The organism is Pseudomonas sp. LBUM1672, assembly GCF_059695655.1.
The window spans coordinates 1,119,878-1,133,772 of the sequence record NZ_CP166781.1 but is presented as its reverse complement, the minus strand read 5'-3'; the positions used below and the strand labels follow the sequence as shown (position 1 = coordinate 1,133,772).

Annotated in this window: 14 protein-coding genes; 7 read left to right on the top strand and 7 right to left on the bottom strand. The window is 59.2% G+C overall.

Going from position 1 to position 13,895, the window contains the following annotated elements:
* The first annotated feature begins 149 nt into the window (after positions 1-149).
* From ACA053_RS04985 to ACA053_RS04975, 3 genes are read left to right on the top strand one after another with little or no spacing between them, the layout of a single operon-like run.
* The gene (locus ACA053_RS04985; protein ID WP_497315767.1) at positions 150-1,640 is read left to right on the top strand and encodes a leucyl aminopeptidase; all 1,491 of its coding nucleotides are present in this window, start codon (positions 150-152) and stop codon (positions 1,638-1,640) included.
* Positions 1,641-1,700: 60 nt separating this feature from the next.
* The gene (locus ACA053_RS04980) at positions 1,701-2,129 is read left to right on the top strand and encodes a DNA polymerase III subunit chi (protein WP_497394664.1); all 429 of its coding nucleotides are present in this window, start codon (positions 1,701-1,703) and stop codon (positions 2,127-2,129) included.
* A gap of 8 nt (positions 2,130-2,137) precedes the next feature.
* Positions 2,138-2,527 carry a DNA polymerase III subunit chi gene (locus ACA053_RS04975; RefSeq protein ID WP_109628114.1) on the top strand — a complete coding sequence of 130 codons (390 nt, stop codon included), beginning with the start codon at positions 2,138-2,140 and terminating at the stop codon, positions 2,525-2,527.
* A gap of 137 nt (positions 2,528-2,664) precedes the next feature.
* Here ACA053_RS04975 and ACA053_RS04970 read toward each other — a convergent pair whose 3' ends face one another.
* Positions 2,665-3,033, bottom strand: a complete 369-nt coding sequence (locus ACA053_RS04970; RefSeq protein WP_497394663.1) for a hypothetical protein — start codon at positions 3,031-3,033, stop codon at positions 2,665-2,667.
* A 375-nt stretch (positions 3,034-3,408) separates the two neighbouring features.
* Between ACA053_RS04970 and ACA053_RS04965 the strand changes: the two genes are divergently transcribed.
* Both ACA053_RS04965 and rlmF read left to right on the top strand, forming a co-directional pair.
* A complete protein-coding gene (locus ACA053_RS04965; RefSeq protein WP_497315761.1) occupies positions 3,409-6,255 on the top strand; it encodes a valine--tRNA ligase in 2,847 nt (948 codons plus the stop codon).
* A gap of 244 nt (positions 6,256-6,499) precedes the next feature.
* Positions 6,500-7,525 carry a 23S rRNA (adenine(1618)-N(6))-methyltransferase RlmF gene (gene rlmF / locus ACA053_RS04960; protein WP_497394662.1) on the top strand — a complete coding sequence of 342 codons (1,026 nt, stop codon included), beginning with the start codon at positions 6,500-6,502 and terminating at the stop codon, positions 7,523-7,525.
* Between the two features lie 136 nt (positions 7,526-7,661).
* Here rlmF and ACA053_RS04955 read toward each other — a convergent pair whose 3' ends face one another.
* The gene (locus ACA053_RS04955; RefSeq protein ID WP_007905514.1) at positions 7,662-7,943 is read right to left on the bottom strand and encodes an HU family DNA-binding protein; all 282 of its coding nucleotides are present in this window, start codon (positions 7,941-7,943) and stop codon (positions 7,662-7,664) included.
* Between the two features lie 394 nt (positions 7,944-8,337).
* Here ACA053_RS04955 and yejK point away from each other — a divergent pair, with 394 nt between their 5' ends.
* Both yejK and ACA053_RS04945 read left to right on the top strand, forming a co-directional pair.
* Positions 8,338-9,342 carry a nucleoid-associated protein YejK gene (gene yejK / locus ACA053_RS04950; protein ID WP_010463075.1) on the top strand — a complete coding sequence of 335 codons (1,005 nt, stop codon included), beginning with the start codon at positions 8,338-8,340 and terminating at the stop codon, positions 9,340-9,342.
* Positions 9,342-9,692 carry a glutaredoxin family protein gene (locus ACA053_RS04945; RefSeq protein ID WP_497315757.1) on the top strand — a complete coding sequence of 117 codons (351 nt, stop codon included), beginning with the start codon at positions 9,342-9,344 and terminating at the stop codon, positions 9,690-9,692. Before yejK ends, ACA053_RS04945 begins: the two co-directional genes overlap by 1 nt.
* 168 nt (positions 9,693-9,860) lie before the next feature.
* Here ACA053_RS04945 and ACA053_RS04940 read toward each other — a convergent pair whose 3' ends face one another.
* The 5 genes from ACA053_RS04940 to ACA053_RS04920 all read right to left on the bottom strand — a co-directional run bounded on the left by ACA053_RS04940 (position 9,861) and on the right by ACA053_RS04920 (position 13,769).
* Positions 9,861-10,796, bottom strand: coding sequence for a glutathione S-transferase family protein (locus tag ACA053_RS04940; RefSeq protein ID WP_497394661.1), 936 nt, complete (start codon positions 10,794-10,796; stop codon positions 9,861-9,863).
* A gap of 88 nt (positions 10,797-10,884) precedes the next feature.
* Positions 10,885-11,202 (bottom strand): GIY-YIG nuclease family protein, encoded by a 318-nt coding sequence (locus tag ACA053_RS04935; RefSeq protein WP_109628104.1) that lies wholly within the window; start codon positions 11,200-11,202, stop codon positions 10,885-10,887.
* A gap of 40 nt (positions 11,203-11,242) precedes the next feature.
* A complete protein-coding gene (locus ACA053_RS04930) occupies positions 11,243-11,713 on the bottom strand; it encodes a nuclear transport factor 2 family protein (protein ID WP_109628103.1) in 471 nt (156 codons plus the stop codon).
* A gap of 99 nt (positions 11,714-11,812) precedes the next feature.
* Entirely contained in the window at positions 11,813-13,120 is a 1,308-nt protein-coding gene (locus ACA053_RS04925) for a CynX/NimT family MFS transporter (protein ID WP_497315751.1), read from the bottom strand.
* Positions 13,110-13,769: a FadR/GntR family transcriptional regulator gene (locus ACA053_RS04920; protein WP_497315749.1), complete on the bottom strand. Its 660-nt coding sequence runs from the start codon at positions 13,767-13,769 to the stop codon at positions 13,110-13,112. The genes ACA053_RS04925 and ACA053_RS04920 overlap by 11 nt, the downstream gene beginning before the upstream one ends.
* Positions 13,770-13,895: the final 126 nt, after the last annotated feature.

The window sequence follows — 13,895 nt, the reverse complement described above, 5'->3', positions numbered from 1 at the left end:
GTACAACCGAGGGTTGTCAGGCGCAGTGAGCGAGGTTCAAACTGCGGCCTTTGTCGCGGGCCGTGACCTGCGTCTTTCTATCTATAAGCAAGCGTCTGTGCGCCGCCGATTTGCCCGCGCACGTTGACCATTAATTCAGGGACCCGGACATGGAACTGGTTGTAAAAAGCGTCAGCCCAGAAACGTTGAAGACCGCCACTCTGGTGGTCGCCGTCGGCGAAGACCGCAAGCTCGGTGCCGTCGCCAAACAACTCGACGAACTAAGCGGCGGCGCCATCAGCGCTGTTCTCAAGCGCGGCGACCTGGCTGGCAAAGTCGGCCAGAGCCTGTTGCTGCACAGCCTGCCGAACCTCAAGGCCGAACGCGTTCTGCTGGTCGGCGTGGGCAAAGACGAAGAGTTGGGCGACCGCCCGTTCCGCAAAATCATCGCCGGCGTCCTCAATACCCTTAAAGGCCTGGGCGGCAGTGATGCCGTGCTGGCGCTGGACGAGGTCGTGGTCAAAGGCCGCGACAGCTACGGCAAGACCCGTCTGCTGGCCGAAACCCTGGTGGACGGCGAATACGCCTTCGACCAGTTCAAGAGCCAGAAAGCTGAACCTCGCTCCCTGAAGAAAATCACTCTGGTGACCATCAAGGCTGCACAGGCCGAAGTCGAGCGCGCCGTGGCCCACGCCACTGCGATCGCCAACGGCATGGCGTTCACCCGTAACTTGGGCAACCTGCCACCGAACATTTGCCATCCAACGTTCCTCGGCGAACAAGCCAAGAACCTGGGCAAAGAGTTCAAGAGCCTGAAAGTCGAAGTCCTCGATGAAAAGAAGATCAAGGACCTGGGCATGGGCTCGTTCTACGCAGTCGGCCAAGGCAGCGCCCAGCCGCCACGCCTGATCGTCATGCAATACAACGGCGGCAAGAAATCCGAGAAGCCGTACGCACTGGTCGGCAAAGGCATCACCTTCGACACCGGCGGCATCAGCCTCAAGCCTGGCTTGGGCATGGATGAAATGAAGTACGACATGGGCGGTGCTGCCAGCGTGTTCGGCACCTTGCGTGCCGTGCTCGAGCTGAAACTGCCGATCAACCTGGTGTGCATCCTGGCCTGCGCCGAGAACATGCCGAGCGGCAACGCTTCGCGTCCGGGCGACATCGTCACCACCATGAGCGGCCAGACCGTGGAAATCCTCAACACCGACGCCGAAGGCCGTCTGGTGCTGTGCGATGCCCTGACCTACTCCGAGCGCTTCAAGCCGCAAGCCGTGATCGACATCGCCACCCTGACCGGCGCTTGCGTCGTTGCACTGGGCGCGCACACCTCCGGCCTGCTGGGCAACAACGATGAGCTGATCGGCCAACTGCTGAGCGCCGGCAAGGCTGCCGACGACCGCGCCTGGCAACTGCCGCTGTTCGATGAGTACCAAGAGCAGCTGGACAGCCCGTTCGCCGACATCGCCAACATCGGCGGCCCGAAAGCCGGCACCATCACCGCCGCGTGCTTCCTGTCGCGCTTCACCAAAAACCTGAACTGGGCGCACCTGGACATCGCCGGCACCGCATGGACCAGCGGCGGCAAGGACAAGGGCGCTACTGGCCGTCCAGTTCCGTTGCTGACCCAATACCTGCTGGACCGCGCCAAAGCCTGAAACCGATGACCCGCGGCGGCGTCACTTTCGGGTGACGCTGCTGCTGGCTCAGGAACCGCAATGACCAAAGTCGACTTCTACATCCTGCCCAGCGCCGATCCGTCGGCACGGCTGGATTTCGCCTGCAAGCTCACCGAGAAAGCCTGGCGCATGGGCCACCGCATTTACCTGCATTGCAGCGATGCCGCCCAGCGCGAGGATCTCGATGCACGTTTGTGGGCCTTCAAGGGTGAAAGCTTCGTGCCCCATGGTCCTGCCGAAAGCGAACCAGAGGGTTTGATTGTCCTGGGTCTTGGCGATGACTGCGGTCTGCATCAGGATCTGCTGGTCAATCTCGACCTGAAGGTGCCGGTATTCGCCAACAAGTTCGCCCGCGTGGCGGAAGTAGTGGTGGAAGATCCGACGATTCGCGCGGCCGCGCGGGAGAGTTTCCGTTTCTACCGCGAACAGGGCTATCCTCTGCAAGACCACCGTTTACAGCGACTCTGAGCATTCCGATGGACACTCCGAAACCGCAACAGAAGTCCGCGCACCTGCTGGACGACCTCGAGTCGATCCGCCAACTGCTCGGCGATGACAACCTGCAACCGCCACTGCTGACCGACACGGTCAATGACGGTGACCAGGAACAGATTCCAATGTTGTTCGATTCAGTCGGCGGCGCGCCGCAGACCGTCGAACCGACACCGCCCGCCCCTGCCGCGCAAACGGCGCCGGCGGCCAGCAAAGGCCCTGACGCCTTGCTGCACCTCGATAGCGAACTGCGCGCTGCCGCGCTGTTGATCATGCAAGACGTAATCGACGACTTCGCCCCGCACATCGAAACCGAGATCAAGCGCCGGCTGGATGCGCGGATGGAACGGTTGCTCAGTCAGTATCAAAGTTAAGCGGCGAGAAGGCAGCGCGACAGTCGCTGAAATATAAAACACCCGATGCAGGCATCGGGTGTTGGGGCGAAATAGGAAAAACCTATTTCCGGGCTAGACTAATGATTTTACCCGGCAGCCCAAGACAAGAACGATGACTACTGCCCAGGCGGCGACACATGCCCCATACCGTCTGGTTGTTTTTCATTTCTCGCGGTTACCCATTTTTTTTGATCACGATCATATACAACTGTCGCAGCATATCCCGGCTTGACTTCAACCCGCGGAAAGTCGTCACCATCAATGAACGTACTTTTTGATGAATTATTGCCAACAATAACAAAGTTCTTGGTTGGACCTATTTCACGTGGCAACCTTGTTACTTCATGCCATGTAGCATCAGTCATATAGTACTCTTTACTGCGGTTTTGAAGCACTTCATCCACTTCCGGAATGCCGGTAAGCGTGACAGCAAACGCACTTGCAGTGAACACCATACAGACGGCGACCATCAACATCCGTTTCATATCGAGACTCCCTATATAAAATATTATTTAGTTGAAAGACCGGCACAATCAAAGTTGTAATTAACAACCTGATCACCTTCAACACTAATACTCATCACAGCCTTCAGCAACTGTCAGAAATAACAGTTAAATAGATCCATATGGAATCAATCAGAAAGTACTTATAACCAACAAGCACACCACGCCAGTCTTCGCCTCAAAAACTGAAGTATTAAAAATGCTCAGGCCCTCCTTCGCCACACAAGCAACGCCGCCCCTATCCGATAGACATAGTTTTTGATGATCAGCTCGGCACCTGCTCGCTCGCCCTGCGCCCCATGCCCCGCTATACTTGCCGGCTTTTCCTGAATAAATGCCAATAGGGTCCCGCCGCGCATGGATAAGACCTACCAGCCGCACGCCATTGAAACTTCCTGGTACAACACCTGGGAGTCTGAGAATTACTTCGCCCCGCAAGGCGCGGGCGAGTCCTACACCATCATGATCCCGCCGCCTAACGTCACCGGCAGCCTGCACATGGGTCACGGCTTCAACAACGCGATCATGGACGCCCTGATCCGTTTCCGCCGCATGCAGGGTCGCAACACCCTGTGGCAGCCGGGCACCGACCACGCCGGTATCGCCACGCAAATGCTGGTGGAGCGCCAACTCGAAGCTCAGGGCCAGAGCCGTCACGATCTGGGCCGTGAAAAATTCCTTGAGAAAGTCTGGGAATGGAAGGATCAGTCCGGTGGCAACATCAGCCGTCAGATCCGCCGCCTCGGCTCGTCCGTGGACTGGAGCCGCGAGCGCTTCACCATGGACGACGGCCTCTCGGAAGCCGTTAAAGAAGCGTTCGTTCGTTTACACGAAGACGGCCTGATCTATCGCGGCAAGCGTCTGGTCAACTGGGACACCAAGTTGCACACGGCAATTTCCGACCTCGAAGTGGAAAACCACGACGAGAAAGGTTTCCTGTGGAACCTGAAATACCCGCTGGCCGACGGCGTCAAGACCGCTGAAGGCAACGATTTCCTGATCGTCGCGACCACTCGCCCGGAAACCATGCTCGGCGACGCCGCCGTCGCGGTGAACCCGAACGACGAGCGCTACAAAGCCTTGATCGGAAAATTTGTCGAGCTGCCGCTGGTCGGCCGCCGTATCCCGATCATCGCCGACGATTACTGCGATCCTGAATTCGGCACCGGTTGCGTGAAAATCACCCCGGCCCACGATTTCAACGACTACGAAGTCGGCAAGCGCCACAACCTGCCGCTGCTGAACATCTTCGACAAGAACGCCGCTGTATTGCCGGCCTGTCAGGTGTTCAACCTTGACGGCACGCTCAACGAAAGCATCGACGGCAAGATCCCGGCGGAATACGCCGGCCTCGACCGTTTCGAAGCCCGTAAGCAAATTGTTGCCGCATTCGACGCCGCCGGCCTGCTGGTCAGCGTCAACGATCACGCCCTGAAAGTGCCGAAAGGCGACCGTTCTGGCACCATCATCGAGCCGTGGCTGACCGACCAGTGGTACGTGTCGACCAAACCACTGGCCGAGCCTGCGATTGCCGCCGTTGAAGACGGCCGCATCCAGTTCGTGCCCAAGCAATACGAAAACATGTACTTCTCGTGGATGCGCGACATCCAGGATTGGTGCATCAGCCGTCAGTTGTGGTGGGGTCACCGGATTCCGGCTTGGTACGACGAGTCGGGCAAAGTCTACGTCGGTCGCGACGAAGCCGAAGTCCGCGCCAAGCACAACCTCGGCCCGGACGTTGCGCTGCAACAGGACAACGACGTTCTCGACACCTGGTTCAGTTCGGGCCTGTGGACCTTCTCCACCCTGGGCTGGCCTGAGCAGACCGAATTCCTGAAGAAATTCCACTCGACCGACGTGTTGGTGACCGGTTTCGACATCATTTTCTTCTGGGTTGCCCGGATGATCATGCTCACCATGCACCTGGTGAAAAACGAAGACGGCACGCCGCAGGTTCCGTTCAAGACCGTTTACGTTCACGGTCTGGTGCGAGATGGCCAAGGCCAGAAGATGTCCAAGTCCAAGGGCAACGTCCTGGACCCGCTGGACATCATCGACGGTATCGAGCTCGAAGACCTGGTGCAAAAACGCACCTCCGGCATGATGCAGCCGAAACTGGCGAAGAAGATCGAGAAGCAGACCCGCGACGAGTTCGCCGACGGCATCGCCAGCTACGGCACCGACGCCCTGCGCTTCACCTTCTGCTCGCTGGCGTCCACCGGTCGCGACATCAAGTTCGACATGGGCCGCGTCGAGGGCTATCGCAACTTCTGCAACAAGATCTGGAACGCCGCGCGTTATGTTCTGGACAAGGGCGAAGACTGCGGCCAGAACGGCGAAGCCTACGAACTGTCGCTGGCAGATCGCTGGATCATCTCGCAACTGCAACGCACCGAAGCCGAAGTGACCCGTCAGCTCGACCAGTTCCGTTTCGACCTGGCCGCCCAAGCCTTGTACGAGTTCATATGGAACCAGTATTGCGACTGGTATCTGGAACTCTCCAAGCCTGTGCTGTGGGACGAAAATGCCCCGGTTGAACGTCAGCGCGGCACCCGTCGCACGCTGGTTCGGGTACTGGAAGTCGCGTTGCGTCTGGCGCACCCGTTCATGCCGTTCATCACCGAAGAAATCTGGCAGCGCATCGCGCCGCTGGCCGGTATCGAAGGCAAGACGATCATGCTGCAGCCTTGGCCAGTGGCCAATGAAGAGCGCATCGATCCGGCGGCCGAGAACGACATCGAATGGCTCAAGGAGCTGATGCTCGGCACGCGCAACATCCGTGGCGAGATGAACATCGGTCCGGGCAAGCCATTGAACCTGTTCCTGAAAAACGTCAGCGCCGAAGATCAGCGTCGTCTCACCGAGAACGAAGCCCTGTTGAAGAAACTGGCGCGCCTCGAATCGATCACGGTGTTGGCTGCCGGTGAAGAAGCACCGCTGTCCGCTACTGCACTGGTCGGCGAGATGGAGGTGCTGGTGCCGATGGCTGGCCTGATCGACAAAGACGCCGAACTGGCACGCCTGGACAAGGAAATCCTGCGTTTGCAGGGTGAAGTTCAGCGGGTGGGAGGCAAGTTGTCGAACGCCGGTTTCGTTGACAAGGCTCCGGCCGAAGTTATCGAGAAGGAACGCGCCAAACTGGCTGAAGCTGAACAGGCTTTGGGCAAGCTGGCCGAGCAGCATGCGCGGATTGCCAGTTTGTAACGGCAAATGGCAATGAAAAGGGAGGCCCGTTACGGCCTCCTTTTTTATGCCTGCTACTTACCCAGAAACACCACTACACCCTGTGGGAGCGGGCTTGCTCGCGAATGCGGTGTGTCAGTCAACTTAAATGCTGCCTGGCACACCGCATTCGCGAGCAAGCCCGCTCCGACAGGTATTGGGTTCACAAGGCCTGAATGTGGGACAATACCCGCCACTTTCAGCCATACCCGAATCGACCACGCCCATGAACGCCCCCCGCACACCAAGACCTGCGCGCAAGAAGCCTGACACCGCGACCCCGGCCAAAGCCGTTGAGCCGCGTGAAAAGGCCAGCCTGCACCCGCGCAATCGCCATCAGGGTCGCTACGACTTCCCGGCGCTGATCAAAACCACGCCGGAACTGGCGAAGTTCGTGATCATCAACCCGTACGGCAAGGAAAGTATCGACTTCGCCAGCCCGGATGCGGTGCGGGTGTTCAACCGGGCGCTGCTCAAGTCGTTCTATGGTATTGCTCACTGGGACATTCCAGCCGATTACCTCTGCCCGCCGGTTCCGGGGCGCGCTGACTACGTGCATTTCCTGGCCGACCTGCTGGCCAGTGTCAACGACGGCGAAATCCCACGCGGCGCGCCGGTCAAGGTGCTCGATATCGGCATGGGCGCCAACTGCGTCTATCCATTGATCGGCTACAGCGATTACCGCTGGCACTTCCTCGGCTCGGAAATCGACCTGACGGCCGTAGCCGCGGCCAAAGCCATCGTGCAGTCCAACGGGCTGAACAAAGCCATCCAGTTGCGCCAGCAAAGCAATCCCAAGCACATCCTGCTGGGCTTGCTCGAACCGGGCGAACGTTTTGACCTGACCATGTGCAACCCGCCGTTCCACGCGTCGATGGACGAAGCGACCAAAGGCAGCGAGCGTAAGTGGCGCGCCCTGGGCCGCGCCGACCCGAAACGCAAGCTGCCCGTATTGAACTTTGGCGGTCAATCGGCCGAACTGTGGTGCGAAGGGGGCGAAGCCCGGTTTGTGACGCAACTGATCGCCGAGAGTGCGCACTTTCAGCACAAGGTCCTGTGGTTCAGCACGCTGGTGTCGAAGGCTTCAAACCTGCCTTCGATCCAGACGGCGCTGAAAAAGGCCGGCGTACTGGAAAGCCAGGTGGTGGAAATGTCCCAGGGCCAGAAGCAAAGCCGCTTCGTCGCCTGGACCTTCCAGACCAAGTCCGAGCAGCAGGTGTGGCGTGAACGTTGGGCCCGCAAGGGTAACTGACCAACGCAGATCAACTGTGGGAGCGGGCTTGCTCGCTCCCACATTGGTTTAGTGGTGCTGCAGGTCAATCGCCAAATCGCAGACACAAAAAAGCCGTGCCCGGATCGCTCCGGAGCACGGCTTTTTTTACTGCGTCTTACTTGTTAACAGCGTCGGTCAGGCCTTTGGCCACAACCAGCTTGATAACTTTCTTGGCAGCGATTTCGATGGCAGCGCCAGTCGAAGGGTTGCGGCCGGTACGGGCTGGACGCTCAGTCACTTTCAGTTTGCCGATACCTGGCAGAGTGATTTCGCCGCCGTTTTCCAGCTGATCGGCAACGATTTGGCCCAGTTGGTCCAGAGCGTTACGCGCGGTGGTTTTTGGCGCGTCGATAGCTTCAGCGATGTCGGCGATCAGTTGGTCTTTAGTAAGAGCCATGTAGTGTTCCTTCCCTATCAAATTCATATGGATTGCAGAGTGCAGTGTCAGCCATCGAGCCCGATCTTCTGGATCTGGCACCCTCGGCCAATAACCACGGGATCGGGGTTATAGATACCGAAATCAGGGTTTGGTTCGACCTGACAAATGCTGAATGCACGCTTAACGCAGTGACTTCGCGTAAGACGGGGCAAAACTAGCACAGAGACGGGGAAATATCCGCCTCTAGCTACCCATTTGGTCAGCTTTATTGCTCTAAAACGGGAAAAAACTGCATAAGGGCCGCCGCACGCCTGCGAATTGCCCTTCGAGCCGCGCCAAAACCAGTGGTTGCGGTACACTTGGCACTTTTTGGGGGAGCGCGCCCTCCTCTCATCAATCAGCCGAGAAGCCCATGCCGATCCGTCATTGCATCGTCCACCTGATCGACAAAAAACCCGACGGCACACCTGCAGTTCTCCACGCTCGCGACTCTGAACTGGCCGAGTCGAGCGCCATCGAGAACATGCTTGCCGACCTCAACGAAAGCTATAACGCCAAACAAGGCAAGGCTTGGGGTTTCTTCCATGCCGAGTCCGGGGCGCATCCGTTCAGCGGCTGGCTGAAGGAATACCTCGAGGGCGGCAAGGATTTCACGGCATTCAGCCGAGTGGCGGTGGAACACCTGCAAAAACTGATGGAAGAGTCGAACCTCTCTGTGGGCGGCCACGTGCTGTTCGCGCATTACCAGCAGGGCATGACCGATTACCTGGCGATCGCCTTGCTGCACCACAGTGAGGGCGTTGCAGTGACCGATCAGCTGGACGTGACGCCGTCCCGCCACCTGGACCTGGGCCAATTGCACCTCGCCGCGCGGATCAACGTGTCCGAGTGGCAGAACAACAAACAATCGAAGCAGTACATTTCGTTCATCAAAGGCAAGAACGGGAAAAAGGTGTCGGAGTATTTCCGCGACTTCATCGGCTGCCAGGAAGGCGTCGACGGCCCGGGCGAAACCCGCACCCTGCTCAAGGCATTCAGTGATTTCGTTGAAAGCGAAGATTTGCCGGAAGAGTCTGCCCGCGAGAAAACCAAGACCCTGGTGGACTACGCCAGCAGCCAGGCCAAGCTCGGCGAGCCGATGGGCCTGGAAGAACTTTCGGAGCTGATTGACGAAGAGCGCCCGAAAGCTTTCTACGATCACATTCGCAACAAGGACTACGGCCTGTCGCCAGAGATTCCGGCAGACAAGCGCACCTTGAACCAGTTCCGCCGCTTCACTGGCCGCGCCGAAGGCCTTTCCATCAGCTTCGAAGCCCACCTGCTGGGCTCGAAGATCGAATACGACGAAGAAGCCGGCACGCTGATCATCAAAGGCCTACCCACTCAGCTGACTGATCAGCTCAAGCGACGTAACTGATGCTGAACGGCGTGCTGAAAAAATGCCTGCTGATCCTGCTGGTGGTTGTGGTCTATCAGAACTGGGGCAAGATCGAGCGGGTGTTCAACCCCTCGCAGGTGGTGTCGGAGCAGACCCAGGCCAAGGCCAGTGTCGTGCTCTATGCGACCGAGTGGTGTGGCTACTGCAAACTGACGCGGCGCTTTCTCGATCAGAAAGGCATTCCGTACCAGGAATTCGATATCGAAAAGGATGCCGAGGCGCGCAAGGCCTATGAGGCGTTGGGTGGCGGCGGGATTCCGATCATCGATGTGAATGGGACGTTGATTCGCGGGTATGACCCGGATGCAATCCTCGCAGCCCTGAAGTAACCCATCTGACTTACTCAATCCCTGTGGCGAGGGAGCTTGCTCCCGCTTGAGTGCGCAGCACTCACAAAACAGGCATTCATTGCGAAGAGTTTGGGTCTGCTGCGCAGCCCAACGGGAGCAAGCTCCCTCGCCACAGGTTCGAGCCAGTCCAACCATTCGTGAAGCAGGCTACTTCGCTTCTATGCGGAATCCAAACCGCGGAAAGTGCACATGCACCAAGCCGCCACGCTCGTCTTCTCGACGCAGAATCAATTCTTCCCTGCCCGCAAACAGCAACTCACCCGCCACCGGGTCAACCCCGTAGTCGGTCGCCGCGATCACCACCTGCTGACCCGCTTCAAAACCATTCGGTTCATCAAACTGCTCATCCGGCAACGCGGCCGGTGTGGCATTGCGCGCCACCGCCAACGCGTCCTCGGACGTCATCTCGCTGGACGCGCCATGACCGAAGCCCATCACCCGCCCTAACCACGCAGAAACCGCCGGATAAGCATCAACCAGCGGTGCAGTCACCGGCGTCGCCTTGAGGAACCACAGGCAGTGCGCCAACGCAAAATCGGCAATCGACGGCTCGCCGAACAGGAAATCACCCTGCTCGCGCTGAAACTGCTGCTCTAGGCGCCCCATGATCGTCGGCCATTGATGCCGTGCTTGCTCGGCCGACAACCTGGCAGCGCTGCCGCCACTGAACAACCCGGCGCGATCAGCCAGGAATGACTTGATCGCTTCCGGCGGCATATTGCCGAAGCGCACAGCGATGGATTCCGGCTGAAACACCAGGCTGACCGCATGCTGGAACACCACCGAATCGGCCCAAGCGGCGAAGGTCGCGCAGATCATTTCCTGACCTTCCGGGAAGAACGCCGGCAAGGCTTTTCCCTGCTCCAGACGACGGGCGATCAGCGCGGTGTCGCAATAAATATCAGCGCCAATCTGCAACACCGGGGTCTTGCGATAGCCGCCCGTCAGGGCCGTCAGATCAGGTTTTGGCATCACCGGCGAGATCTTCACCGAACGCCAGGACAGCCCCTTGAAACCCAGCAACAGGCGGGCCTTCTCGGCGAAAAGGGACGTCGGGTAATGATGAAGAATCAACTCGGACATGCTCGGCTCCGCCGCACGGATAAGGAATCCGCAGCTTAGCGCGCAATTCGTGGGCAGCCTACAGATCTGCCTGATGGGCACTTATCAGTCAGGTTGATAAGCCTGCGGCAGCGCTTGCGACCAGGCATTCCTTGGCGCTTTTCTTGAGTTTTTTGATCAAGCGTTCTTGGCGCAGTGCTTCGCCCTTGTCGCGACAAACTTCCGTGTAGACCAACGCCACGGCCGGACTGGAGAGAAAGAAGCGCGCGCCCTTGCCACTCTGGTGAGTGGCGAAGCGGCGCACGGGATCGTCGCTGATCCCGCAGTAGAGCGAACCATTGGCCGCGCGAACGAGGTAGACGAACCAGGGCTTGTTGACCGGTGCCGGTTCGGCGGCAATGACGGGAGATTCGCTCGGGGTGTTCACGTGACGATCAAGGCTTGAAAGGAAACAAGCCGCGATCTTATCAGCGACTGGCCTGGAATGCCTTCAGCCCCTTCAAGGCTTGAGCGCGAACGGCATTTCTCACTGCTGGCGACCAGCCGAGCAGCAGCCCTTTGAAACCCAGCGCCTGCCGCGACCAGGCCCACATATCGAAGCTGTCATGGTGCTCGCAAATCTTGCCGTCACGAAACACGAACTGCGCCTGAATATCGTTGACCACCGTGTTGCCGGTCTGGCTGAACAGGTACGTCGCGACCCAATGCGCGCCGCCCGTGCGTTCTTCGGCTCGAACGTTATCGAACGTCAGGGAGAAATCCTTCGCCCGAGTCGTGAGCATGCGCCACATGTCGCCGGCATCGCGGCCGCGCAGTTCGCCAAATGCAGGATCGCTGAACAGCACATCGTCGGTATAGCAGGCGCTCATGGCCTCGGCATCCAGCCGCTGAAAGGCTTGGTAGAACTGGGTGATCAATGCGCGGTTGGCATCACTCATGGGCAGGCTCCGAACGTTTGAAGGATTGCCTGCACGATAGTCAACAAATGCGCGGAACACTATCGGCATTCGTGGCCCGAATACCGACAGTGTGAAGGCTCAGACTTTTTCGCTTTCGACCTGAACGTACAACGACCGTCCAGCACCGAGGCCGGCGATGATGGCGCCGAGGCCGATCACGCCGAAGATCCACCCCAGCGCCGTCCAGCCACCTGTCCAGTCATGCACGATACCGACCGCGAACGGCCCCATCGACGCAAGGGTATAACCGAAACCCTGGGCCATGCTCGACAGGTTGGCGGCGACATGGGAATCGCGCGAGCGCAGCACGATCAGGGTCAACGCCAGGCTGAACGTACCGCCCTGCCCCAGACCGAGCAGGATCGCCCAGCCCCACAGGCCTTCGATCGGCGCGTAGAGACAGCCAAAAAGACCGCCGAGAGTCAGCAGCATGACGATGACAATCGCCAGCCGCTGATCCTTGCCCCGGGTTGCCAGCCACGGCGCCGCCAGTGAACTGGCCAACTGGACGATCACCGAACCAGAGAGCACAAGGCCAGCCTGGGTCGGCGTCAGGCCGCGACCGATCAGGATCGACGGCAACCAGCCGAACACAATGTAGGCCAGGGATGATTGCAGCCCCATGTAGAGCGTCACTTGCCAGGCCAACGGATCACGTAACAGGCCGCGAACCCGATAAGCGACGTTGTGCGCGCCGTGCTTCTGACCGACTTGCGGCAACCAGAAAATCGCGGCCACCAATGCCGGCACCACCCAGAAACCGAGGCCCAAGGCCCAGCTTTTGTCGAAATGCTCGCTCAATGGCACCGTCGCGCCGGCCGCCATCGCCGCGCCCAGACACAGTGCCATGGTGTACACGCCGGTCATGGTCCCGGCCTGTTTCGGGAAGTCGCGCTTGACGATGCCCGGCAACAAAACGCCGATCACACCGATGCTCGCGCCGGCCAGGACGCTGCCGGCAAACAGGCCGATTTCACCGAACGAACTGCGCAGGATGATCCCGCCGGCCAGCATCAACAGAATCCCCAACACCACACGCTCGGCGCCGAAACGTCGCGCGAGCAAGGGTGCCAGCGGAGCAAACAAGCCAAGACACAGCACGGGCAACGTCGTCAGCAAACCGGCCTGGGCCGCCGATAGACCGAGGGTCTTCGAGATCTCGCTGAGCATCGGCGCCATGCTCGAGAGCGCCGGGCGCAGGTTTAGCGCCACCAGGATCAAACCCAGCAGCAACAGCCACGGACGACGCAGGATCGGATGATGCTGCTGGACCTCTTCGTCATCGGCCTCGCAGTCGATCAGCAGCTCTTCGAGCTCCGCTGTGCGCTTGGGCTGAGGGATGTTGCTGGTGCGGCTAGACATGGAATTCTCGGTTTCAAGGTTCATTGATCAACTGCCTCGACAGGGCTTTGGCCCGTTCCGGGTCGCGTTGTTCGACCGCATCAAGCAGTTCGATATGAAGGTCGAACACCTCTTGGCGTCGAGGAGTGATGTTCAGTGTCTGGCGCAACTGCGCGCCGATGATGCTGGAGAAATAGCGGTACAGCTCGCTTAGAGTCGGGTTGTGCGCGGCGTCCACCAGGCGACGGTGGAACACCAGATCGCAGGCGATGTAGCTGTCGAGATCACCGTGATAGTGGCTGCCGCTGACGCCCAATGCTTCGCGCAAGGCCACAAGGTCCTCATCAGTTCTGCGCAAGGCAGCGAGGCCGATGGCTTCGACTTCAAGGATGTGCCGGGTTTCGCGGGCCTGTTCATGGGAGCAGCGCGATAACGCCTTCATCGTATCCAGCGGATCGATCACCGCCCGCAAGTAACTGCCGTCACCCTGACGAATTTCGATCAACCCAGAAAACGCCAGTACGCGCATGGCCTCACGCACGGTGTTGCGGCTGATGCCCAGTTCGGCGGACAGCTCTGGCTCAGTAGGAAGGCGCTGGCCGACCTGCCAGGCGCCGTCGTTGATGCGTTGACGCAGTTGATCCAGGGCCTGATCGACCAGGGATCGCTTAACGAGTAGAGAAATTTCTGCCATAGGATTCGCCCTTTCATCCAATCATAGGATGAATTTTCTGACATGTTAGTCAACATCGTGCGCCCCCACAAGTAACGGCGGATCAGGTGGAGCCTCGACACAGCGTGCAAGCATTTCCACAGGAAG